At 39.1% G+C, this 24,907-nt stretch carries 19 protein-coding genes; 4 read left to right on the top strand and 15 right to left on the bottom strand.

Annotated elements, in window-relative coordinates; all coding sequences use genetic code 11:
- Positions 1-117: 117 nt before the first annotated feature.
- The 12 genes from IPO27_05695 to purN all read right to left on the bottom strand — a co-directional run bounded on the left by IPO27_05695 (position 118) and on the right by purN (position 12,719).
- Positions 118-579: a hypothetical protein gene (locus IPO27_05695; protein ID MBK8846085.1), complete on the bottom strand. Its 462-nt coding sequence runs from the start codon at positions 577-579 to the stop codon at positions 118-120.
- 107 nt (positions 580-686) lie between these two features.
- Entirely contained in the window at positions 687-1,034 is a 348-nt protein-coding gene (locus IPO27_05690; GenBank protein MBK8846084.1) for a hypothetical protein, read from the bottom strand.
- Between the two features lie 108 nt (positions 1,035-1,142).
- The gene (locus IPO27_05685; GenBank protein MBK8846083.1) at positions 1,143-1,442 is read right to left on the bottom strand and encodes a hypothetical protein; all 300 of its coding nucleotides are present in this window, start codon (positions 1,440-1,442) and stop codon (positions 1,143-1,145) included.
- 55 nt (positions 1,443-1,497) lie between these two features.
- Positions 1,498-5,721, bottom strand: a complete 4,224-nt coding sequence (locus tag IPO27_05680) for a DUF11 domain-containing protein (protein ID MBK8846082.1) — start codon at positions 5,719-5,721, stop codon at positions 1,498-1,500.
- Positions 5,722-5,724: 3 nt separating this feature from the next.
- Positions 5,725-6,339, bottom strand: coding sequence for a hypothetical protein (locus tag IPO27_05675; GenBank protein MBK8846081.1), 615 nt, complete (start codon positions 6,337-6,339; stop codon positions 5,725-5,727).
- Positions 6,340-6,660: 321 nt separating this feature from the next.
- Positions 6,661-6,996: a MerR family transcriptional regulator gene (locus IPO27_05670; protein ID MBK8846080.1), complete on the bottom strand. Its 336-nt coding sequence runs from the start codon at positions 6,994-6,996 to the stop codon at positions 6,661-6,663.
- A gap of 11 nt (positions 6,997-7,007) precedes the next feature.
- Positions 7,008-7,979 carry a M23 family metallopeptidase gene (locus IPO27_05665; protein ID MBK8846079.1) on the bottom strand — a complete coding sequence of 324 codons (972 nt, stop codon included), beginning with the start codon at positions 7,977-7,979 and terminating at the stop codon, positions 7,008-7,010.
- An 89-nt stretch (positions 7,980-8,068) separates the two neighbouring features.
- Complete coding sequence (locus IPO27_05660) at positions 8,069-9,142, bottom strand: undecaprenyl/decaprenyl-phosphate alpha-N-acetylglucosaminyl 1-phosphate transferase (protein ID MBK8846078.1); 1,074 nt, start codon at positions 9,140-9,142, stop codon at positions 8,069-8,071.
- Between the two features lie 191 nt (positions 9,143-9,333).
- On the bottom strand, positions 9,334-10,083 hold the full coding sequence (locus IPO27_05655; protein ID MBK8846077.1) for a hypothetical protein: 750 nt from the start codon (positions 10,081-10,083) through the stop codon (positions 9,334-9,336).
- Positions 10,052-10,939, bottom strand: coding sequence for a hypothetical protein (locus tag IPO27_05650; protein ID MBK8846076.1), 888 nt, complete (start codon positions 10,937-10,939; stop codon positions 10,052-10,054). Before IPO27_05650 ends, IPO27_05655 begins: the two co-directional genes overlap by 32 nt.
- Positions 10,940-10,983: 44 nt before the next feature.
- Positions 10,984-12,129 carry a cysteine desulfurase gene (locus IPO27_05645; protein MBK8846075.1) on the bottom strand — a complete coding sequence of 382 codons (1,146 nt, stop codon included), beginning with the start codon at positions 12,127-12,129 and terminating at the stop codon, positions 10,984-10,986.
- Positions 12,130-12,140: 11 nt separating this feature from the next.
- On the bottom strand, positions 12,141-12,719 hold the full coding sequence (gene purN, locus IPO27_05640) for a phosphoribosylglycinamide formyltransferase (protein ID MBK8846074.1): 579 nt from the start codon (positions 12,717-12,719) through the stop codon (positions 12,141-12,143).
- 86 nt (positions 12,720-12,805) lie between these two features.
- Between purN and rsgA the strand changes: the two genes are divergently transcribed.
- The 3 genes from rsgA to IPO27_05625 are packed head-to-tail and all read left to right on the top strand — an operon-like array spanning position 12,806 to position 16,370.
- Entirely contained in the window at positions 12,806-13,729 is a 924-nt protein-coding gene (rsgA, locus tag IPO27_05635) for a ribosome small subunit-dependent GTPase A (protein MBK8846073.1), read from the top strand.
- A gap of 20 nt (positions 13,730-13,749) precedes the next feature.
- Positions 13,750-14,886 (top strand): glycosyltransferase, encoded by a 1,137-nt coding sequence (locus IPO27_05630; GenBank protein MBK8846072.1) that lies wholly within the window; start codon positions 13,750-13,752, stop codon positions 14,884-14,886.
- A gap of 32 nt (positions 14,887-14,918) precedes the next feature.
- Positions 14,919-16,370 (top strand): T9SS type A sorting domain-containing protein, encoded by a 1,452-nt coding sequence (locus IPO27_05625; GenBank protein MBK8846071.1) that lies wholly within the window; start codon positions 14,919-14,921, stop codon positions 16,368-16,370.
- A gap of 40 nt (positions 16,371-16,410) precedes the next feature.
- Here the strand turns inward: IPO27_05625 and IPO27_05620 are convergent, their stop codons facing one another.
- A complete protein-coding gene (locus tag IPO27_05620) occupies positions 16,411-16,596 on the bottom strand; it encodes a T9SS type A sorting domain-containing protein (GenBank protein MBK8846070.1) in 186 nt (61 codons plus the stop codon).
- A complete protein-coding gene (locus IPO27_05615; protein ID MBK8846069.1) occupies positions 16,554-17,804 on the bottom strand; it encodes a hypothetical protein in 1,251 nt (416 codons plus the stop codon). Before IPO27_05615 ends, IPO27_05620 begins: the two co-directional genes overlap by 43 nt.
- Positions 17,805-18,584: 780 nt before the next feature.
- Here IPO27_05615 and IPO27_05610 point away from each other — a divergent pair.
- A complete protein-coding gene (locus IPO27_05610; protein ID MBK8846068.1) occupies positions 18,585-19,844 on the top strand; it encodes a DUF2130 domain-containing protein in 1,260 nt (419 codons plus the stop codon).
- A 128-nt stretch (positions 19,845-19,972) separates the two neighbouring features.
- Here IPO27_05610 and IPO27_05605 read toward each other — a convergent pair whose 3' ends face one another.
- Entirely contained in the window at positions 19,973-24,811 is a 4,839-nt protein-coding gene (locus tag IPO27_05605) for a T9SS type A sorting domain-containing protein (protein MBK8846067.1), read from the bottom strand.
- Positions 24,812-24,907: the final 96 nt, after the last annotated feature.

Raw genomic sequence — 24,907 nt, 5'->3', positions numbered from 1 at the left:
ATAATTGCTAAACGCAATTCATCTGAAGTAGGAATATCTTCATCCAATATTTGGCATACGGATGTTTGCGCACAAGTAAATTCTGTCCCTGTCGGAGTAATATCAAACCAACCCACATTATTTGGATTCACAATAGGAGTTTGCGGTAAATATATTCCGGGCGAATTTTGATTTACTGAAAACAGTGATTTCTGCAAATCGATAATGAATTGTCGCATTAAAATTCACCGCATCCCAATTACCATTCATTACTATATTTTTTTCATTCCAAGTATTACCTGCATGTGCTTGTGTATCTATTACGGCTACACTATTTAATCGCAGTGCATTAAAGTGATGCCACATTGCATTGCCTTTAAATTTGGTACCCAGACAAATGCCACCAAAGAAAAAACCAAAGCCCGTACTATCCACATTGTTGCAATACACATTTGTATTGTAGCTAATGCTTGTGCATATGCCGGTAATTAATGTATCGGTTACGGTATGGCTGCTAACATTGTTGCAGCTAACATTGGCACTGCGGCTGGCGGTATTCATTATGCCATACATGGTTGCGTTGCTTTGCGTTTTTTTCAACCTAACGGTATTGCCTGTTATGTTGGCTGCTTGTGTGTAGTTGCAATATATGCCGTACAGCCCATTAGTTATGGTAATAGTATTTTCTATAATTTGGTGATTGCTTGTTACTTGTATAAAATTTCTAACGCAATACCGGCACTATTAGCGGCATTGGCGTTAATGGTTATACGGTTATTGTTTGCTTTTACTAATGAGGCACTGTTGTTAGCAACAAAATTAAAGGCTCGGTATGTAGCATTAATTTCACAATCTGTAATGTGGCAATGCTTTAGTTTGTCGCATTGCAATATATATGCCCCGGTGATTACACTATCTATTCGCAAGCTGGTAATTGTGCTATTAGCCAAGCGGGTATAAATACCTCGTTTGTAATTAGTAATGGTAAAGCCTCCATTGTTTATTGGTTGGGTATTGAGGCTGGCAGTTACTTTGTAATTGCCCAATACTACCATGGCACTTTACCATCGTAATTGTTAGCATAAAAATGCATCTGGTTTAATTTTTAGTAAAAGTACTATTCTTGCATACAAGGTCACTTCTGTAAGCTGCAATACCTATGTTCATATTAAAAAACTATTGTGTGCATAGTTATTGTCGCCTATAGTGCTTACCATGTCTTGTATATCTATGCCAGCAAGCGGTACAGCACCATGTAATGGTTGGCCTATGTAGTCCGGTTTAAATGAAGGGCTAACCATCCCAAACTTACAACCTATCACACGTAGGTAATTATTATGTTTGGCAATACTGTCAAAAGAAGCAGGTACATATATGCTTCTCACATTATCATAAAAGAAAGTATTCTCACATTGCACCATGCAAAATTCAGATATAACGATGGCACCATTAGCATCGCGCATCACAGTGCCGTTTTCTGTAGTTATGCTGGTATTGTCTAATAAGTAAAATCCTAGACTACATACTGTCGCAAGCTTGTATAGTAGTGTTGGATATATTCAAGCTATTGCCCACATCAATTATTATTTGCCCACCGGCACTCACATAAATGTTGCAGTTATCAAAGGTAGCGCTGTTGTCTATTATTAAAGTACCATTAATATAAAGAGATGAATTAATAAAGTAATTTGACGGGAGGCTGCTGCTAACGCTTTGATTTTCGATAGTAAATGTGGTGTCAGTCATATACATGGGATTAACTTCAACACATACACTATCATTTAGGATTACATTACCATTGGTAATACTTGCAAAATTATATGTATAGGGGCAATTACCTGTTTGTGTAAAATATCCTTGCACAGTGTATGTTACACTATCCTGTGCTGCCATAATCAAGGTATCAGGCAAGTGGTTTGGAAGCAAGACGGTAAAGTTGGGCGGTAAGGAGTCGCTAACAACCACCAACTGCGTACTACCATTATTGGATGTAACAGTAATGGTATATGTTATAGTATCATACGCATTAATATTTGCGGTGCTTGCCATTTTAGTAATAGTAAAGCAATCGGTGCAATTATTAGTACCGTTATAAAAAAAATAGCCACCTCCGCTTTCTTCAAAAACATAGTCGCCACAGGGCGTATGTGTATGTAAGGTAACGCGTATGCGGTTGTTGGTGGGTGCGGGGGCACAAGCAAGTTCGTACGTTAGTGATATGTTTAATGTGGTATCGCATAGCAAACTATCTGCGTAACCAAGTAAGTGCATAATGGAATCGCCTATCATAAATGATGTTGCATTGCCTTGTAGTAGAACTGTATCGGTTGCTGTATATGCTACCACATTGGTTATGTTAAAGCCTTGTGGTATGTTATTTAGTGTTACGCTATCCACATGCAGGCAGGCATTGGAGGCAGTGCTAAAAGCTACTGATTGCGTAAATGGAGTACACTTGCCATAGTACAAGGAATCAGTATATTCAGCATTCAAGTCACCATCATACACATAACTGAAGAGCGTATCAATATGGTAGCCGCAACTAGTTGCTACCGTGTTAGCGGTAGGCCATCCATAGCAGTCATAACCCCAGGCAATGGGAGTGCTGTGCAATCCCGCTGTATCATAGCAGGTAGTATAATTGGCACAAAGTGTGCCGCTTGCTGTAGTATTAATTGCAAATCCTAAAGCCCGGTTAATCTGCAATACCCCTTGTACAGGCCATACAGTATCGGTACCACTTACCCAATAAAACCCGGTAAAGTGTGTAGTATCCATCGGGTATAGATATACAAAAGGGGCTGCTCCGCTTGAGATTTGTTGATTACCTGTTGTATCACTATAGAGGATATCTATTTTGTATTGGTTATTAAATGTGATAGGCCAACATTTGGTGCCTGTTACTACATCATTTGCAGCGTTATCAATTGCACACGATAAATTTGATTGTGTACTGTCATTAAAATTGTGTGTCCGGGTTAAGGCAAAAGTATTTTCGCAATTGGCTAATGCCATGCAAGGCAGGCTGTCAACCAACGCTTGGGCCTGGCATAGTAAGCCATCGTCTATGTTAAGCCACCTCTGGCAAGAGTCTGGTTGATAATGTATGTAGTAATACGTTCTGTAGCTCAATTCATTTACAAACCAAATGGTACTATCGGTATAAGGTATGGAATCTTCGGTAAGGCAATGATTGGTTGGTACATTGTTGTCAATTAACCACATATTGCCAACAGGCGTTACACCAAGCATAAGTGTATCAGTTGTATGTGTGCTATTACCAACAATTAATTCACGCACAGCCGCTACACTATCGGGTACATATCCGGGGAAATTCAAAAATTTGATATCACGTAACCGGAATGCTGGTGGATGAAACTCATATGGATATGGATCTAAATAATTTCCTGCTAAGGTAGGGTTGTCAATTATTTTTAAGTTATAGCCACAACTTGTTTGGCTCTGAGTAGGAATCCTGTCAAAATAATTTTGCTGTGCAAAAAAGTAATGCAAGCTGCCATTCCATTCACAATAAAATAAAAATTGATTTGTGAAATTTGTATCTATGATAGTATATGCCGGAGTATCGGCATACAATATAGTAAATAAGGTATCGTGCAACTCAATGGTGTCATTAGGCATTTGCCCATGAATAGATGGTGCATTCATTGTCATTTGCGTTCCGGTAAGCCAACTGCCTGCGGTTATATCTGCTTTTATCGAAACATCCTCCAAGCTACCCGGATTGTCAGGTGCTGCAAATGTGCCGCAAACTTCGTAACGCACGTGCAAGCGGTAGCGTTGGTTAGGATAAAATCCATCAAAATTATTTGTTGTAATGTAATTGTGGCCTGATAATAAATTACTATCTTTATTAGCATCAGTACTAAATGTATAAAAGAATAAATTTTGCGTGGTATCGGTTTGCAAAAAGCTGTGTAGTATATTGGTATCAGCACTTAGTTTTAATATAGTACGAAAATAAACTGAATCAGCTTCCATTAATCCACAATCGGTGCAAGCACCAATTGCGGTTGTGTCTATACTATCAATATAAAAATCAAATCCCTCTACCTTTAATATCATTGTTTCAAGTGCTTCAGGAATTGAGGTTGCAAAATTTAGATAATCGAGCGGTGCATTTAAATCCAACATCTGTTGATAGCTATATCCGCCTTTGCTTGGTACGCCATCATTAAAGCGTGCAATTTGTGTTTCTACAAGTTTATCGCCAAAGGCACTGTTGTGCAATTGCAACAAGTTCTTATTTGCATTATAATAGCTATCGCCTTTAGTTATTGAAAAAGCTCCACTATCTGCCACACCATTATTATCGCTATCTCGTAAGCCAAGGTTAGTGCGCCTTAATTTGTAGTCGTCAACAATAATGCCCGGTGCCTTGCAACCCGGACAGTGTACATGGTATGCTTGTTCTACACCTACCAAAGGGATATAGGCTTGCAGCGTATCGCTTAATATAGGCGGTGTTATGGTATCGGTTGGCAACAAGGTAAAGCAACTATCGGGATTAGGCAGTATGTGTAAGCTCATGCTCGCTTTTTGCGAGCCTGGTTTAATATCGCAACACGCATATAATATTGTTTTTATTTTTCCATCTATAAGCGCATGTAAGATGTTGGGGGTTAATGCAAAATAATAATTACTCTGGTTGTTGGCACAACTGTCGTAGGCATTGCTGTAATAAAAGCTTGGATAAATAACCATACTGCTGGTGTCTGATATAACCCTTACTATATACGTTGAATCATGGGCAGGCTTTATGCCTTGCACACAATTTAGTTGCATGCGCAACCAACCTTGTGGGTTCATACTATCTATGTTAGTGATAGTGCCATCTACTCCTAAATACTGATATACGCCATTATTATATGGGCTCTTAAACATGAGCATCTCCATCGCAGTACTATCTCCAACTCCATTGGTATCAACTTGCAAATTATTAATCAATGGAATAAAGTTATATCGGTAGCTAAGGTCTCTAAATTGTACTACCCCCTCAACATTTACATCAAGTCCAAGTAGCGGTGGCCTTGTTACAAAGTCGCAAGGGCTGTATATTTCATACCCAAGCAATCGGTCATTCAATATCTTATCGCTATTTATTAGTGCCGTATCAACTTCGGCAGCACAGCGATAGGTTGTAAAATTTATAAATACGGTATCCAATTTATCAAAGTCATATAGGTAAGCATAGTAAAATTCTGCATTGTCATTTACGCTATCCTGGCAAAATGAGTTCGTATTTATTCGCGTTCTTACGGAGTCAATAGTACAGCCCCTACAATCCAACGCTATATCACTTAGCGGCATGAGCGAAAGTCTTGTAGGTAAAAGTGGTCCGGTTATATCTTGAAATCCATTATGTAAATTAATTAATAGCTTCGCAATACTTCCAACACTTGTGCTGTCATGTGTAAGCCTGTATTGCCATTGTACTTTGTTCCGGTTGAAGCAACTAAATTCTTGATTATATAAATTAGAGTTATGCAGGTTAACTAAATTCAACTTTGGTACATCGCAAGATGTAATTCGATACTGAGAAGTATCAACCTTGATACAATTGCTACAAAAGATGCTGCTATCAACCAACCAATTATTGCAATGATAACTGAAAATAAAATTGTTATCGCAAGGACTATTTAAACACGTGTCTCTCAAAATATGTTCGCGTATGATTAGCGTGTCATTCTGCCCTATAGTAATACTTGCACTTGACCCCATAGTTTAGCTTGTAAATGTTCCACTTCCAACGCTATAGTCCATAGCAATCAGGCTGGCTGTATTGCAGTAAGTGGTGTCAGTAACAAAAGCATTAAATGCTATGTTAGCTTGCGCTTTTCCAAAATTAATATAAGTATGCGTTAAGATAGCCGGTTCTCTATATGCGGTACAAAACTCTGTATTGTTTCCATCCAGTTGCAGCGAAATTAAATCAACCCCTTGCATTAGGAATGTATTGCTATCGCCATTAGTAACTGTAATGGAATCATTAGCAGCAAATAATGTTTGAAATACATTTATTTCAGACGAGATACTAAACAAACTACAATCAATGTATAGGTCCAGTTCAATCCAGCTAATGCCACTATCAATAAAAAAAACAATGCTCTGTTGCGCTGTATCAGTATCAACAAAGGCAGCATTGCTATCAATAACGTGGTTATAATACAAAGGCGCAATACCTGCACCCGCACAACTAATAGAATCATTTTCAAGTGATGCATTAAAGGTTATGGTATCAGGTGATGTACTATAAAATTGAAAGCGTAGCTTTGTTGAATTGCATGCAGCAAGAGTAGTATCAAGCACCGTAACCGTACAATTTATTTGTGCTTGCAAATTGCTGAATAGAATAAACGCAAAGAAACAGACCAAACTTTTTTTAAAAATTTGTTGTATTGTTGTCATTGTTGCGGTCTTTAAGTGGTCTTGAATGCAATAATAAGAAAAAAGGGTAGTATCAGAGCATAAAATTAATTTTTCATTTGCGATAGTTATTCAATTGTATTGCTTTTAACTTTACAAGATTGGCACAATAATCTTAAGTGGGAACAACACATTGGTTTAAGAGAATTATCTAAAAATGATATTACTACTTTTTTTATTTTATGACAGTCCCACTAAAAGTTTAAAGAACAGCTGATATTGGAATAAAGCCAATCACAACTGCCCTTTTAAATCAATCAAAAACTGTTTGAGTTCGGTCAATATATTTAGCTGTTGTTGCTTGGCACGTGCAGTTTGATAATTGGCTTTAAGGTAATTGCGTGCACCTGGTATGGTATAGCCATTTTCATTTATCAATTGAAAAATCAGTTTCAATGTTTCGATATCATTCTTTGTAAACTGTCGGTTGCCTTTGGTTGATTTAGCAGGATGCAATTGTTCAAATTCATTTTCGTAATAACGTATAAGCGATGTATTCACCTGAAACATCTCGGCAACTTCACCAATTGAATAGAACATTTTCTCTATTTCCTTATCTTTTAAAGGCATAGCATAGTTGATTAATCAAACGATTGATTTTCGAGCCTTGCCAGTTCTATAACAAGTTGATACTGCTCGGGGGTAAGGTCGTTGTAAAAGAAATTAACCGGATCAATTTTTTTGCCATCTTTAATAACTTCGTAATGACAATGGGGAGCTGTAGAAGCGCCTGTACTGCCTACTAATCCTATTTTATCGCCACGCTTTATTTTCTGACCTCTGCGTACCAATATTTTACTCATATGTCCATACAACGTGGTGTAGCCAAAACCATGATTGATTATAACATGATTGCCATAACCCCGGCCATCAAACAAAACTTGCTCAACCACACCATCGCCCGTTGCATAGATAGCTGTACCCATGGGCGCAGAAAAGTCGATGCCCGTGTGCATCATCGATGTTTTATAAATGGGGTGTATTCGGTACCCGAATCCACTGACAAGCAAACTACGTCCATCATTTTTTACAGGTTGTATACCGGGAATATGCGCCAGCATGCTTGTTTTATTTTTTGCACGTTCAAAAACTTCGTCAAATGATTTTGACTGAACGTAAATTTTCTTCTCGAGTATATCCATTTGCTTACTAACGTTGCTCATGAGGTCGGCATTATCAAAACCTTGCAACTCCTTATAGCGATTTACTCCACCAAAACCCGCCATGCGCATACTTCTGGGCACAGGCTCCGATTCAAAAATTACACGGTAAATATTATCGTCACGCGATTCAAGGTCTAGCAACACCCGTTCCGAAATTTTAATGCGGTTGCTTAATTGATCATACTGATCGGTAAGTTTTTCTATTTCGCGCTTCAGTTGTTTCTCCTTGGGAGAGTCAAAAAAATTGTAAGCAAGATAAACGATAAAGGTAGCAAACACCATAGCCGAAGCAATAAAACCGATAACGCGAAACATTTTTTTTCGCAAACCGATAATTACCTTCTCGTACTTTAGTGTATTCGGATTAAAATAATATTTTGCTTTAGCCATAGTGGAATGGCGTAAAAGTAGAAATTAATTGGACGTGTTTCTAAATGAAATATTTATGCTAAGAAGAAGGTGGGAGGTAGAAAAAGAAATTAATGCTTAAATACCTTGATGTTGTAATTACCCGACTTGTGAAAATACTTAATAATAAAAGGCATAAAGCTTAAGAAAATAGCTGTACCCATAAGTATAATTAAAAGCATTAAACTACTGATATTACGGAGCCCCAGGGCAAGAATAATAAAACCAATGTTTACCGAATATAAGATTATTGAAATGTCGCGATGCGAGCAGCCCATATCGGATAAGATGTGATGCATATGATTGCGGTCGGCACCAAATGGTGAACGCTTATGAAATAAGCGAACAATAAAAATACGAACCGTGTCAAACAGCGGAATCATCAAAATTGCAATAGCCATAGCAGGACTTGAACGGAAAGGAAATGAATATGGCAAGGCATTGAAACTTAATTCGACAAAGTTAATTGCCAGTACTGACAGTATAAGCCCAACCACAAGCGAGCCTGTATCGCCCATAAAAATTTTTGCAGGGGCAAAATTATAAGACAAAAATGCCAACAAAGCAGAAAAAACAGAGAAAGCCAAAATGCTTAGCGGAATTTGATCGTAGTTAAAAAACCAAAGCCCAAAAGTAAAAGAGGCAATCGCCCCTAAGCCTCCTGCCAACCCATCAACCCCATCTACCAGGTTAAATGAGTTTACTATCAAAATTATTACAAAAAAACTAAAAGGTGCACTTATATAATATGGTATATCATAAATACCAAATACCCCGCAAAGGCTTGTAATGCGCACATCGGCAAACAGAACCACGATAAGCGCTGCAATTGATTGCCCAATAAATTTTTTACTTGCCGGCATTTCAATTATGTCATCCTTAATGCCAATAAAAAACATAACTATTAATGCCGAAATAAGGTATTGAATGGGTTCGTAACTCAACAAGGCTGACCAAAAAGAAAATGAGAAAACAGCTCCCGCAAAGATGGCAATGCCTCCAAGGCGCGGTATAGAAGCTTTGTGCTTCTTACGCCCACCGGGAACATCATACAATCCTTTTATGTCAGCTATTTTAATTACAGCAGGTATCGCCAAAAAGGTGATGATAAAAGCAGTAATCGAAGCAAAAACAATATTTATCATAAGTGGCAGTTGTGCAGTTTTTAGATTATCACACCTGTAATCTCGGTACTGCAACCGTTAAGATTCTATAGGTGAATTGCGGCAAATGTATTGTTAAAAATTTAGTGGCGAATTTTATCGCTTAAAATTTGCTACACATTTGGGCGAAAAACCTAAATTGAGTCAAGCAGGCATATCCGATTTCAAAAGTACTAAAAATCGGAATAGAAATTACCTATATCAGTTTTTATGCCAAAAGATATAAACATGCTTCGGTTGCTTTGGTTGATATCTGAATACATTCTTGCTGCTACAGAAAAAAATGCACGCAGGCTATAGGACGGATTTACGATATAAGACAGTATCAATTGCGGCTGAATTATGCGTGTACGATTGCCTTGCAAAAACTTGTTGCCGGTAAGCAGATAAGGGGAATAGTAGCTTTTAAATACATCGCTTCCAAAATTTACATTGCCTGTGTCGCGGCCGGTTTCAGCATACGTGTTCTTACCCATCACATGGAAACGTTTGTATTGATATTGCAAAATAACCACGTGCTCCAAAAAGTTGGCTCCCAAGGGGTGAGCCAATTCCATATTATAATGTGCATAGTTGGTTATTCGCGAACGGTGTTGATAGGTATAAGGAGTGGCCGCATTTATTTCTGTGAGGAAAAATAAATTTTTAACTTTAAAAGGTTCTGTGGCTTTGTATCCAAATTGCCCAGCAAATTTATTTCCGTAATAACCCGGCTTAGACTTTAACAGTTTTACATTTAAATCATCAATAAGTAACTGTGCATATATACTATGATGGCTATTAATTTTTGCACTAATATTAAATCCCATAAAGGCATTGTCGGCCGAACCCATTGAAAACTCTACAGGTCGGAAGAAAATAAACGGATTGATATAATTAATATCAAATCCTTTAGCACGAATAGAATCGTGTTGCCAAACCACACCTTCTAAAATTCCGAAGGTTACATGTTTCCCAATTTGAATGCTTAAATAATGGGTTGAGGAGTACTTTTTTTCGGAAACTAAAATCCTCTTCGTTGTAGTTGGCCGGAGGTTTAATATTAATATCCTGCATAACACTATATAGATTCATGTACTTAATTTTCCATATAGTGGTATTGATTTTCAGGAACGGATAATTAGGGGCATAGTCGCTAAGCAACATACTCCGGTATCCATCACCAATAAAATTTTTATCGTGGCCGAATTGAAAGTTGAAATACTTTTTGAGTGAATAAGAAATGGTGCCACTTGACCAGGCAAAATCTTTTTTTCCATCGCCATCTTTAGCGCGTGTTAAGCCCGGCACAACTCTTCGTAAACGAATAAAGTCGTCAATATACGCAGGGTATTCATTTTGATTCTCGTTAAACTGCGAATAGAACGAAAAGCCCTTGCCTATCGTGCCCTGCACTTGCAGGCCACGCGAAAAAATCAACAAATTCCGATTAAACTCCTGCTCGCGGGTAAAAGAAAAATCTACAACAGGATTTAGCCTCAACACATAATCTTCTCCCTGTACACTAAACAAAGGTTGGTTAAAAATGCGGTTGCCCACTTTGGTGTTGGTTATTCCCCGCAGAGTAACCTCTTGAAATAATATGGAGTCGGTATTGCACATGGCTTTTAGCTCGCCACTGCGCCAGGGCTTGATGGCCGTATGTACGGTACTTCCAACCCGATTGGCGGGAGCTTCAAAACGCTGATGTATCATACTTGCCAATGGAATGTAATGGTCCTGAGCCACCACTTGGTATACAGCAACTGTTAACAACGTAAAAAGGAAAATTTTCTTCATAGCTTAATTATTTGCCGTGAGCATATTTTTATATGCTCCAATTATCATGCAGATGGAACAAGATTATTAAAAAAATCGGTTACAATCCGTACTTCCTCCATTGTATTATATCTGCCAAAGCTAAATCGTATCGAATTAAATGCTTCGTCATTACTCAGCCCCATTGCCAGCAGCACATGGGAGGGCTCTGCTAAAGCCGAAGCACAAGCTGACCCTGTGCTTATTGCCAGATGCGACATTGCCGAAATTTTATTTCGAATAGCCAACGATTGAAGGCAAATGTTTGATGTATTGGGCAGCCGGTCTCGCATGGTACCATTTACAAAAGCGTGATGATTGGCACATAATTGTTGCTCTAATGCTATTCGTAGCCGCGACATATCAGCTCCATAATTCCAAAGATGACCCATCGCTACTTCGCAGGCTTTTCCTAAACCAACAATTCCGGGCACATTTAATGTGCCCGCGCGTAATTTGCTTTCCTGACCACCGCCATATATAAAGGTGGGCAATATCACTCTTGGATTTTTTCGTCTCAGGTAAATGGCTCCAACTCCTTTGGGGCCATAAAATTTATGTGCCGATACGCAGGCAATATCAACTCCCATTTCATTTAAATCAACTCTTACTTTGCCTATTGCTTGTGTGGTATCACTCATAAATATGGCGCCATGCCTGTGTGCTATATCGGCAAATGCTGCCAATGGTTGCAACACACCGGTTTCATTATTTGCCCACATGATGCAAACAGCACTTGTTTTATCATCAACTGTTTTTTCCAGTTCCTTTATATCAATCAATCCTTGGCGGTTCACATCCAAAAAAATTATTTCGGCACCCATCTGTTGCAGAAAAATGCAGGTCTCTAAAACTGCCTTGTGCTCAGTTTTCACGGTTACAATTTTGTTTCGCTTAGCGCTGTATTGTGCATGTAACCCAACCAAAGCCATATTAATGGCTTCTGTTGCCGAGGCTGTAAAATAAATTTCTTCGGGCGTTACACTAAGTATCGAAGCTGTTTGTTCGCGCGCAATCTTTACTGCTTCGGCTGCACGCCAACCATATTGATGTAAGGCACTCGATGCATTACCATAATGTTCGGTAAAGAATGGAAGCATGGCATTGAGTACTTCTTCATCAACTCGTGTAGTGGCATTGTTGTCTAAATATATGAGTTCACCTTGTGGCATTGCTTTGGTGCTTAATCGAATTTTAAAATTTTTGAAATTGCCTTGGGATAATATTTATACTCCAATTGATGAACCTTGGCTGCAATTTGCTCCGGGCTATCGTCAGCGTCAATTCCGATTTTTTCTTGCATAATAATTTCACCCTCATCATACTGAGCATTTACAAAATGAATGGTAATACCGGTTTCGGTTTCATTATGGGCCTTTACCGCTTTATGCACATGCATGCCATACATTCCCTTACCACCATACTTAGGCAACAATGCCGGGTGTATATTCACTATCCTTTGCTTAAAAGTAGTTATAAAATGATCGGGCATTAATTTTAAAAAACCTGCCAACACAATCAGATCAATTTTTAACTCGCGCAATTCACTAAGCAATGCATCCCTTTTAAAATCATCCATTGAAAACAATTTGCAAACAACATTGAGGCGCAATGCACGTTCTATCACTCCGGCATTTTTATTTTCGGTATAAATAAAAAAAGTAACAGGCCACTGATGTACGTTTGCATAGTTGATTATATTTTCGGCATTACTTCCGCTACCAGAAGCAAATATGGCAATACGTCTTTTTATTACATCCATTCAGAACAAATTGAAAATATTGGCATCAAAGCTATTTTATTAATTAGTAAATAAGAAATTTGCAACGCTAAAAAAACAAGAAGTACTTGAAACCTGCACGGGTCATAAAATCAATAGGCAATCAATGCACGCTCGAAACAAGCGAAGGAAGAATATTGCCCGGCATATTGAAAGGCAAGTTACGATTGAAAGAAAGTGAAAGCACCAATCCAATAGCAGTAGGTGATTATGTGCATATTGAATGGGATGCCACCGCCCAAGTTGCCTTGATTACCGAGGTGCTACCTCGGCACAATTACATTATTCGTAAGTCAAATAAACTGAGTAAGCAAACCCAGATACTTGCAAGCAACATAGACAATGCCGTATTGATTGTTACCCCACTATTTCCAAAAACATCGACCGGTTTTGTAGACCGCTATATAGCCACTGCCGAAGCATATCATATAAAAACCATTTTGGTTTTTAATAAATCAGATGTTTTTGATGGAGAATCGGCAGCCTTAATTGATGACTATGTTGCTATATACGAACCTCTTGGATATACATGCCTGCGTACATCAGCAAAAAATATTACGGGTATTGAAGAATTAAAACTGCTGCTAAAAGACAAAACCAGCCTGGTTGCAGGGCACAGCGGAGTTGGCAAAACCTCACTCATCAATTTACTTGCACCCGGAGTTAATCTCCGTACCGGCAAAATTTCGAAACAACATGGCAAGGGCATGCACACAACCACCTTTGCCGAGATGTTGCACTTGCCATTTGGAGGATATATAATTGATACACCCGGAATTCGCGAACTGGGAACCGTAGATTTTGAGAAAGCAGAAATATCGCATTACTTTGTTGAAATGCAGGCTATGATGCATCAATGCAAATTTCATAATTGCCTGCACCTCAATGAAGCACAGTGTGCTGTAAAACAAGCGGTAGAAGTGGGCACCATACATCCCATGCGCTACTATAATTACCTCAGCATATTAAACAACGAAGATAATTTTAATTAACCAACACCCTATACGTTCTAATGCCACGCATCCTGATATCGGTAACAAGTGATTTAATCACCGACCAACGCGTACATCGCACAGCAGGTGCCTTGCACCAAGCCGGATACGCAGTCTTGGTAATAGGCAGACAACTCTCAAACACAGCGCTTGATAATAGACCTTACTTAACCCGCAGATTCAAACTATGGTTTACCAAAGGGCCCATGTTCTATTTTTCGTACAACCTTCGCTTGTTTCTCTTTCTGCTTTTTACAAAAGCAGATATTTTGTTTGCAAATGATCTGGACACCCTTATGCCTAATTACCTATGTTCGCGAATGAAGCGCATTCCGCTCATCTACGATAGCCACGAGTACTTTACCGGGGTGCCCGAACTGGAAGGCAGGAGGGTTGTAAAATTTATCTGGAAAAGTATAGAACGATGGATTATTCCCCAACTAACGTATATGATAACCGTTAACAACAGCATAGCTTCCCTTTATAAAAAGGAATATGACAGCAGCTTTGCAGTGGTGCGTAATGTACCTTCCATCGATTTTGAGCTTCCTGTAGTGGATAAGATTAAATTCAAAACCGAAAACAACTTGCCGGCCGATAAGCCGATGATTATTTTACAAGGCAATGGTATTAATATACATCGTGGCAGTGAAGAACTTGTTGAAGCCATGCAGCACGTTAGCAATGCCTACCTGCTCATTGCCGGTAATGGCGATGTAATAGAAATTTTAAAATCGAAAGTTCGCGAGCTACATCTTGAAAACAAAGTGTTTTTTAAACCACGCATGCCATACAAACAGCTATTGCAATACACCTGCTGCGCTCACCTAGGCATTTCATTTGACAAACCCACCAACATCAATTACAAATTAAGTTTGCCCAACAAGCTATTCGATTACATGTATTGTGGCGTACCGGTACTCATAACTAACTTGCCCGAACCTGCAGCTATCGTAAAGCAACATGAGTGCGGTTATGTGCTTCACGAATTTTCGGTTAAATCTATTGCTGATAGCCTTTCTAACATTTTTTCAAATCCTGAGGATTTGAATATAAAGCGAGAAAATGCTTTACGCACAGCCACACATTTCAGTTGGCAAAATGAAAAAAACATTCTGTTAGATGTTGTTGCCAAAGCAACTACGAGTCGAAAATAATTTAACTTTGTTGCATCTTAATTATGGATTACATGAAATTTAACAACAAAAACCTACTGGCAATTTTGCTATCTGCAACCATAGCTGTTGCAAGTGGTCAGGCGTATGTGCTGCCACAGTATCAGGTAGACACCGTAAAAAATTTGGTATTTGGCACGGATAGTAATTTTTTTGGAAATATTGATACGTTGAAACTCGACCTATTTAAACCGGTTGGAGATAATAATTTGCTGCGACCTGTAATGATTGCAATACATGGAGGTGCATGGGTAGCAGGCGACAAATCAGAGTTATGGCAATACTGCCACAACATGGCGCAACGCGGCTATGTGTGTGCAAGCATTAACTACAGACTAGGCCATCATCATCCGTCATGGATAAGCCCTTCGCTTGTTATCCCCGTGTGTGTTTACACTCCTGATAGTAGCGAGATTATACGTGCCATGTATCGTGCAGTGCAGGATGCCAAAGCAGCCATACGATTTATGAAAGCACGGCATGCCCTAGATAGTGCGGATGTATGCAATTACTATTTAGCAGGCGAAAGCGCAGGAGGATTTACAGCACTCTTAACTTCGTTTCTTGATTTACCGAACGAAAAACCTGCTGACTGTTATGCATTGCCTGATGCAACACAACCAGAACCAAATGTTTTTGCTCCATGCTATACCACTACTTTGCCACTCACAAACGTGCAACTGCTTAGGCCTGATTTAGGAAATGTAGAAGGCAAAATAAATTTGAACGGATATGATGACAACGTAAATGGTGTTGTCAATTTTTTTGGCGGTGTGCTTCCACAAACCTTAACCGGCAATTGGATGACCGGCCCTGACACTCCGGCTTACTATTTATATCATCAAACCTGTGATATGATTGCACCAAATGAAACACGGGTGCTACTTAGCGACATTTCATTTCATTGTGCAACGAATTCCTGGTGGAGTGCCAATTGCCCATACGTTGCAGGAAGCAAATCAATCGCTGATTATTTTTCTACGCTCCCGCAAGGCACGGTTACCTATCACTATTTTGGAGATGATGCTTTGTGCAATTATGTGCTATCGCAATTTCCCTGGGCATTTAATTGCCTGAATGTTTCGCAATATGGAAGCTTTCATTACACACGTAATCCCATGCAAGTATATGATAGTGTTGCCAACTTCTTATCGCCTATTGTATTGCAACATATTGGAAACTGCGCAACTGCAATTGTCGAAGACAAGGAAAATCAGCTGGTAAATGTATTTCCAAATCCATCAACGGGATATTTTAATATCCTCAATCCATTCAATTCATCAGAACCAATACAGTGTACGTTAACAAACAGCCTTGGACAAATTTTGCAACCAATGGTCTACATACATGGAAACGTAATTCAAATTAGTCAACCTGACTTAGAAAACGGGATTTACTTTTTAAAACTAACTAATCGAACGAAGATTTACCGCAGTAAAATAATAATTCAGAAGGAAATGAAATAAATTTCACTTGCATTTTTGTACCTGCTAAAAACTCTTTCCTTCACTCAATCATTACCCGTTTACTCTCGCTTGCATTTTTACATGTAACGGTTACTATATACAATCCAGGTTTGTACGATGTGGTGGACACACGCAGGTTGGTATAATGCCCGTATAAATTGTGCTGCTCTACTTTGCGCCCTGTTACATCATAAATGGTGGCAATGGCATTGCTGTTGCCCGGTATGTTGTGCGTATATTGTAAAAACCACTGGCAGGATTGGGAAACACCTGCAACCCCACATTAGAAATTAACTCAGCTTGTACCAACCCAAGTGTATCGCAAGGGCTGCCGGGCTCAGGGCCAAGTTCGTAGTTTGGCCAGTTAGGACATGTGCGATTATTTCGAATACCAAAATGAAAGCTATGAGGCTGCACATCACAAAGAGTATCGAACATATCGGGTTGGTTGATTACGGTCATGTTATCACTTGGTGATTGGGTTATGCAATATATCTTTTTATCAGGCCCCATGAACATTTGCCAAAAAGATGCAAAACCATATGGTTGAGGGGATACATAGCCGTCATATGTAGCAATAATTTTTTTCGTGTTAATCATATTTGGGCCAACTTGCAAAGTATATTGATAAATATGTAAGTAAGTCGAAACATACATATACTTACCATTGGGTGAAAAAGCTACGCCACACGCAGCAGCACTGTCAAGTGTATCAACTATTACATTACTAAAATCACCGGTGCATATGTCAAGTTCCATAACAACAAGTTGCCCGTCAAAAGTCCATGGATCGGTTATCCAATCTATACGTGCATAATAATGCCCATCTTGACTAAAGGACGATTGCCCTTCGTAGGTGGGCGATTCAGTGGGAGCGCCAATGTTTTGCATTCCTGTGCTAATGCCTGTCGGTGTAACCAAAAATTTGAAATACTTATTAGTATATAATTGTGGTTTTACTATCCACCAGTCACGTCCGTTGCCATGTTTAACTGCCGAAAAAAAAGCCTCTGTTAAAGTATCCGCTAACACCAAGTTGTTGTGTGATACTACTTCACCAAGCCCTCCAGCACTATCCATGGATATATGATGGTAATCTACTACATTAACAAAATAAACTCCCGGATCGTCTTTAATGTGAGTATTAAACATGAGGTAATCATGTGCCTTACCAGGATATGGAATCGTAACCAAAAATTGCGTGCCGCTCCATCCCGTACTAATATAACTAGAAGTGTATGCGATGCTTGAAAGATTAATACTATCACCTCCTAGCATGGTACTGTCATTTTTATCTTTAATAAACAAACCATTCGATGCAAATAGTATGTTGCCTGAAGAATCGGCCATCACACTATTGGTTTGTAAAAAATTAAGGTTTCGGTTATTCGTTATATTATTAACCGGAATGCCATTGCAAAAAATCAACAACACCTCTGCCCCAGGGCGGGATTTTATCAAACCCATACATAAAATAGGAATTCATTTGGGCATTTGTGTATATAAAAAATATACACAGAAATGCAGTAATAAACGTTTTCACTTAGTTATTTTTTAACTACTTTAGAATAAGTTATATTATTCTGAAAATCTACTTTTTTAATTACATAAATCATATTTTGTAGCAAATAATTATTCAATTCATTTATCCTATTTCCTTCTAAGCCAATTAATAGTCTCCCAGCTAAATGCATATTGGTATTAATAACTTGGTTGCTGCTTATAGTTTGGCTAGCATAAGAATTGGTAGCAGGTGTGCATTGGCCATAAGAAATTTGATTGTTGAAAAAAGAAATAAACACTGTGAGCAAAAATAGACAGGTTATTCCTTTCCATCAATTGCTACTTGCTAAATTGTGATGTGTGATGTGATTTCATATGATTAAGCATTAAAGATTTGCCTGTAAATATAAAGTTCTTTTCAATTCTGAGCTGATTGCAAAAAAACCTACGAGTATCATGCCCTTAAATTAAATAACAAACTGAACATTCTTTCAAACGCACCATACTAACCTAGGCAATCAGCGGGGGAAAACAAACTACGCTTTTAAACAAATCCTAGACAAAGCAATTGATCGGAACTTGCGTGCGGCATTTATAGCTTGAAACTTCTAATCTCAGAAAAAATTACCGTGCAAAAATTGTCATTCAGCGTTAAGGTTTTTTATAACACTCAAATTCATTTAACTTAGCCAACCAATTATATACTATCATATGAACACGAATAAACAGGCCATTACTTGTCCCAATTGCCATAAAGCCATAGATGTAAACGAAGTGCTCTATCGCCAAATGCAAGAGCGCATGAATGATGAATGGCAAAAGAAAGAAGAGTCCATGTTGTTTCATATTCAAAAGCAGCAGGATGAAATGACCATTCAGCAGAAACTGCTTTTGGACGAGAAAAAGAAAATGCATGAATCGATTGCGCAGCAACTTGCAGCACAATTAAAAGCGGAACGGGAAATAATCACACAGGAACTGCGGAAGAAACTAAACGAAGAAAAGGAAGATCAGATAAAACTGATGCAACGCGAATTGCAGGATCAGCAAGAATCACTCAGAGAGATGAACAAACTTAAGGCAGAGATGGAGCGTGTGGTGCGCGAAAAAGAGACGCTATCGGAGACTATCACCTTGCAAAAGGAAAAAGAACTATCGGAAAAGCTGCGTGAGGAAAAAACCAAAATGAAGCAACAGGCAGAAGAAGAGCAAATGCTAAAACTAAAGGAGCGTGAAAAAATAATTGAAGATTTGAAAACGCAAATGGAAGTAATGAAGCGGAAGGCTGAACAAGGTAGCATGCAACTACAAGGGGAGGTGCAGGAACTTGTTCTGGAGGAATTGCTACGCACTGATTACCCTTACGATGAAATTTCGGAAATAAGCAAAGGTGTGCGCGGAGCTGATGTGTTGCAGACAGTAAACACCCGACAAGGAGAACGTTGTGGCTTAATCTATTATGAAAGCAAACGCACCAAGCATTTTGAATCAAAATGGATTACCAAATTGAAAGAAGATAATCTTGTTGTAAAAGCTGATGTGCTGGTACTTGTTACCGAGGCGATGCCGGAAGACAAAAAAAAATTGTTCTATCGCGAAGGGGTGTGGATATGTTCATTTTTTGAAGTAAAAGGTTTAAGCATGGTATTGCGCCATATGCTTTATGAATTAAAAAACAGCAAAACAGTTTCGCTAAATCGCGAAACAAAAATGGAAATGCTCTATAACTATTTTACCGGCAATGAATTTAAAGGACAGTTTGAGGCATTGATTGAAGGCTTTAGCGATTTGCAAAAAGGCTATCAGGATGAGCGCCTGCGTATGCAAAAAATATGGAAAGAGCGCGAAAAGCAATTAGAAAGAATCCTGACGAATGCCGTAGGTTTTTATGGTTCGTTAAAAGGTATTGCAGGATCCTCTATACCTGATATTAAATATCTTGAAGGTGGTGGGGCTGAACTTCCCGAGTAACCAAAACACATTTTTTGTGTTCGGATAAGCTTACGCATGTTGCGGGCAGCTATTGACAGAAAGTATACACCTCAGGTTACAAGAATAAATAACTGAATCAGCTTACCATTAACAAAAATTATTTTTTGTTAATGGCTAATAACAAACTTGCGGGTAACAGAACTACTGCCACAGGTTACCTCAACAAAATAAATTCCATTAGGCATTTCTGATGTTTGCAATTTGAAAGTTTGTGCATTTACGTCCTCAATTAATTTTATGCGCTGCATAGCAGGAGTAAATATTTCAATTCTGTTGATGTGGTTGCCGCTCATAGCCGAAATATTCAATTCGCCTGAGGCCGGATTTGGAAATAACATCACTTCTTGCATCTGCATGTTTGATACTGTAGAATTTCTTATTCGCTGCGCACATAATTTATCGTTATCAAAAACCCGATAAGGCTGCAAATTGCTTAGCATAGCCTGCGCTCTAATTACTGCCATACCACCATCGAATGGACATTGCAATGCAATGTCTTCTAGCGCTTGTATCTCTATCGATGTAAATCCTCTCCCTTTTGTTTGCAATTGGTTTAGCTGAAAGGCATTAACCATTTTCTCATTCAGCTCATACAAATTAGTTGGCAAAAGTTGCTCGTTAATTGCGATGGCCTTTGCCAACACATCACTCCCTGTATTATGCTCATGCATAATTTTCCGAATTAAAGAAAACCAATCGTTATTGGTAACACGTTCATTGCTATACTCAGCAACTTCGCACCGGAGGCTATAGGCAAGAAAATCATCGTTTACATTTTCAAGAACTTGCTTGGCCTGACTAGCAACTATATAGGGTGCTAAGGGCATTTCATCTGCATGCTCCTCATCCGAAAGTGCAACTTTAGAAAACATCATGGTACATCCTCCATCGCATGTTGCAACCGATGAAGAATAATAATGTGGAGTAAATGCAGTGCCAGTTCCTAATAAATCATTGATAAAAGGAATCTGTGAAGAGTCATTAGTAATAGCATCAAGGCCATTGAGAACGTAAAATCTGGTAAGATCATTTTTGCCTCCAGCACAGAAACTATTGATAGATCTTGTTGCTGCAATGCCAAAATTTCCCTTGCCCTGTCCGGCACCGCTATTATTAATAAAGCGGCCTTTGAAATAATTACGATATCCGGGAGTACCGCCAAACTTGGGCTGCGGACCTATTACTCCGCCTACTTGACTTTCCTTGCCAACCAGTAAACCGATGTTAAGGTATTTCATTTCATTGTTTTTTGAAATGGAGTTGTTGCAATTTCCAAAAAACTCGAATCCATCGTTTAGAAAGTCGGCCACATTACATCTGAAATCAACAGCATTGCAATTTGCAAATGACATGCCGGTGCGGGTTGACAGATTTACATTTAGCCCCTTAGCTAAATTGCAACGCACATTAGCTGAGTCGCAATTTTCCATTCGTATCCCGTACATGTCTACACCACCGGTTAAGCCCATCTGCATGTAAAATTTATTTTCGCGTACAAAGGGTCGGTTAGCGTTTGCCAGGTATAAGCCATACTTTCCGTAATTGTAAATTACATTATCGTCAAAAGTGATGGTAGATGGTAACAGCACATCATCTGTTATACTAACACCATATATGTTGTTGTAGTTAGAAACATCAAACGAATTATCAATACTATTATTGGTGATGGTGATGTTGCTCAGTTTAGGTTCGGTGAGTGTGATTCCGGTGGCGCAACTATCGATGTTATTAATATTAATTACATGCTCTTTTCCGACACAACCAATGCAACAGATGGCGTGTTCGGTATTGATAAATTCATTGCGGTATAATTCAAACTGACTGTTGATGGCATTGATACCATAGGTACAATTGGCAAACGTATTGCCTCCGGTAGCATTGTTGGTGTGGCCTGCAAAGATGTTGTTGAATGGCCATATTTGACGATGGTCAAGCGGATTGCCATAACCATTGGGGTTATTCATAAACACTGCCGAACCTTCGTTGACATCGCTGCCTCCTGAACTCAATATATTTACAAAGTCGTTATTCTCCAAATGGATGTTTGAATTCTCAGTATAAATACCGTAAGGTAAATTATAGAACACATTGGGGCTACTTGACATTTTTCCTAATTTAACACTGAGCACATTTTTAATTTTTATACCTGCAAAAGGTTTTTGCCCCACGTAAGGTTTCTTGAGCGCAGTAAAGGCAAAACTGTCGGCATAAAAATTTCCCCAGAATGACTCAGGAAGGTCAATAAACTCAAGCGATATGTAGTTGTTTCTAAATACACAATTGTTAATGGTGATGCTGGGATTGTGCGATACCTGAACAGCAGTTTTTGCATCGCTAATCTCACAATTACTGATTATAAGAGCTTCGTACCAGTCAGTAAATTCGAAACCCTGCCACATGTTGGCATCGCAATCGGCACCACTCAATTTACAATTGTTAAAAGTAAGCACTGCATCTTCACCGTTAAAAATAACTCTAGCATTTTCGCCAAACTTAATTTTTGTACAATTTGTAAATGTGTAACTTGAATCAACCGAAAGTTCGCCATTAATAACAATCTCTTTAAAAAAGTTAGTCAAAGAATTATTTGTGCATATTCCATTGCCCGAAGCCTGTGCATATTTCTTGATGCGATTGGCAACATCACTCATTTTTATAAAAGGCCCCATGGTGAGTAACACCGAGTCTTTACTACCGCAGCAGGTAATGGGGGTAATGGTTACAAAATCCGTATCGCGGCACGAAGGATCAAAATTATTGTACATCACCATCATATACGTTGTAGCTGTATCAGGACTTACAAAAACATTTTTTCCGGTGCCAATCAGTTGGCTGCCCAGGTACCAATTGTAAGTATACTTGGCTCGAAACTGCTTTGTAAACAAGCGGAAGGGCATACTGTCGCGACATACCACACGGCTGTCAACTATATCGGCAGTATTATTAACACGAACGGTTACTGAATCCATGTTGCCCCAACAGCGGCCATCTGTACCTACCACCGTATACGTTGTAGTGGTGGTGGGGTTTACATTTACAATTTCGCTTGTTGGATTATCTACCAGCTTGCTCGGCAGCCATATAAGCGACTTGAACGCATTGGTATTACCACCTGTAAAAGTTACCCCAAGTTTAATGGGCATATTCTTACACGTATTGTATAGGGTGGCTGTTGCATTAATCTTCGGCTTTGGATACACCCGTATGGTTGCAGTTGCCGATAACCCCGCTCCATTAGTAACGGTTACCGTATAGGTTGTAGTATTTGCAACATTTGCTGTAAAATTAACTACCGACTTATCTGCCTTTTCGAAAGTGATGTTGGCGGTAGGTGTCCACGAAAAATTCCCTTGCCCATAAACAGAAATGCCTGTGCTACTGCCACTGCATATTTCATTATCCATCACTTTTATCTGTAGTGCATTTTTTGTCGTTACCAATCGGGTAATGCTGTATGCCTTTAATGTAATAGTATTATTAGCTACGTTAGCTAACGGAAAATATCTCAATTGATTTGGCCCGGGGTTTGTCACCGCATTTCCTTTAATGTATTCCAAAGGACCTCCGGGTCCGTGGGTCACTTGCTCAAACTTATATCCGTTAAGCGACCACACACCCATGCTGAAAACTACATTTACATCTACACTATCCATGTTGACTAATATGGCCTGCGATGTTGTTGGGCTTTCGAAACGCCAGCCATAAAGCGATTTGTAGTTTAAATATAACGAAGGACTTGTAGCAAAATTTATTGGTGTTCGCGAAGTAGCATTAAACATTGCTTTACCAACAAGCGCCATCGCATTGCCTCCGGCAGTTCGTTCATATTGTGAGGTTTTGATTTGCGAGTTGCATGCCTGATCATTATAAAAAATTCCCAAATCGAGGCCAATGGTATCGGAAAAAATGGAACCCCAGGTTCCATCAGCTATTAAAGAATGACAATTAATAAACTTAATAATACTGTCTTCGTTATAAAGCAATGTTTGCATGGCAAGCATTAACCCTTGTGCCCATGTGCTTTGTATGCAATGCGAACGATCGAACAAGTTGTACTCGGTAACCCATGCTTCTTTATTTGCAACGCGCGTTATATCAAGTTCTATCGATTTAAAATTTTCCATGCTGGAATAGGCAGATGACAATGTTCGTTTCAGATTAGTGAGGGTAACAGGTGTGCCTTCGCCAACACCCGAAGCAATATAATGATGATAGGTGATGGCATCAATACTTGAATTCATTTGGTTGAGCATGACTGACGACCAACGGTTACGTCTGCTCAGCAAAGGCTCCAAACCCCTGCGGTTGGTAGCACCAACCACGGCAATCTTAATGGTGTTGCCTCCAGCCATCGACTTCATGGTCATGGCCCACTGATTCATATCGTTGATATAGTCTTCTGCCTCAGGCCATTTGGAGGTATACTGTGGATAGTTGTCGTCATACAATTCGGAGCCAAACTCGAAATAAATAGCGGGGATATTTAACCCGCGAGTCCACCACAAACGTGCTGTTTCGTTTAGCGGATCGCTACACAGCACATTCAGATTTTGTGAAGGAACCACATCTCCCCTATCAACAAATTTTTTTAATTTTTCTAATCGGTTATCACGGTACTTTGCATTGTCAAAATCGGGTGGCAATTGCAATCCAACTGCGCTTTCGCGCACAAGGCTGCCTGCTTGCCAGTCCCAAAAGTTGCCCGGTACCCCTGCAGGATAACGCAAATTGGAAGTTCCCAATTGCGAGGCGCTATCAATAATTGCTATATCATTGTAAAAGGGACTGGTAGGCCTCACAAAATTTGCACCGTTATACCCAAAATAATTTGCTGGCATAGTTGAGGTTGTGCCCAAGGTTGCTGGATAAGTGTTAACCTGACTGTACAACATACCGCTTGTACAAATCGAAATACTAAAAATGAGAATTGAAAAAAAACGTATCATTAGAAAAAATTGATCTGTTAAAAAAAGTGTCAATAGCTGAAAAAAAATGTCCGACACAAAGTGGACAATATTTGCTTGCGAAAATACATCCTGAAC

The sequence above is a fragment of the Bacteroidota bacterium genome, assembly GCA_016714535.1.
Lineage (GTDB): Bacteria > Bacteroidota > Bacteroidia > AKYH767-A > OLB10 > JADKFV01.
The sequence above is the reverse complement of the archived record's forward strand: the minus strand, read 5'-3'. Positions and strand labels throughout refer to the sequence as shown.

Excerpts from the sequence above, each read along its gene's own strand:
- IPO27_05610 (MBK8846068.1), top strand. The coding sequence starts at position 18,585 with ATGAACACGAATAAACAGGCCATTACTTGTCCCAATTGCCATAAAGCC.
- IPO27_05690 (MBK8846084.1), bottom strand. The coding sequence starts at position 1,034 with ATGGTAGTATTGGGCAATTACAAAGTAACTGCCAGCCTCAATACCCAA.
- IPO27_05670 (MBK8846080.1), bottom strand. The coding sequence starts at position 6,996 with ATGCCTTTAAAAGATAAGGAAATAGAGAAAATGTTCTATTCAATTGGT.
- IPO27_05680 (MBK8846082.1), bottom strand. The coding sequence starts at position 5,721 with ATGGGGTCAAGTGCAAGTATTACTATAGGGCAGAATGACACGCTAATC.
- IPO27_05660 (MBK8846078.1), bottom strand. The coding sequence starts at position 9,142 with ATGATAAATATTGTTTTTGCTTCGATTACTGCTTTTATCATCACCTTT.
- IPO27_05630 (MBK8846072.1), top strand. The coding sequence starts at position 13,750 with ATGCCACGCATCCTGATATCGGTAACAAGTGATTTAATCACCGACCAA.
- purN (MBK8846074.1), bottom strand. The coding sequence starts at position 12,719 with ATGGATGTAATAAAAAGACGTATTGCCATATTTGCTTCTGGTAGCGGA.
- IPO27_05625 (MBK8846071.1), top strand. The coding sequence starts at position 14,919 with ATGAAATTTAACAACAAAAACCTACTGGCAATTTTGCTATCTGCAACC.
- IPO27_05605 (MBK8846067.1), bottom strand. The coding sequence starts at position 24,811 with ATGATACGTTTTTTTTCAATTCTCATTTTTAGTATTTCGATTTGTACA.
- IPO27_05650 (MBK8846076.1), bottom strand. The coding sequence starts at position 10,939 with ATGAAGAAAATTTTCCTTTTTACGTTGTTAACAGTTGCTGTATACCAA.
- IPO27_05665 (MBK8846079.1), bottom strand. The coding sequence starts at position 7,979 with ATGGCTAAAGCAAAATATTATTTTAATCCGAATACACTAAAGTACGAG.
- IPO27_05685 (MBK8846083.1), bottom strand. The coding sequence starts at position 1,442 with ATGCGCGATGCTAATGGTGCCATCGTTATATCTGAATTTTGCATGGTG.
- IPO27_05645 (MBK8846075.1), bottom strand. The coding sequence starts at position 12,129 with ATGCCACAAGGTGAACTCATATATTTAGACAACAATGCCACTACACGA.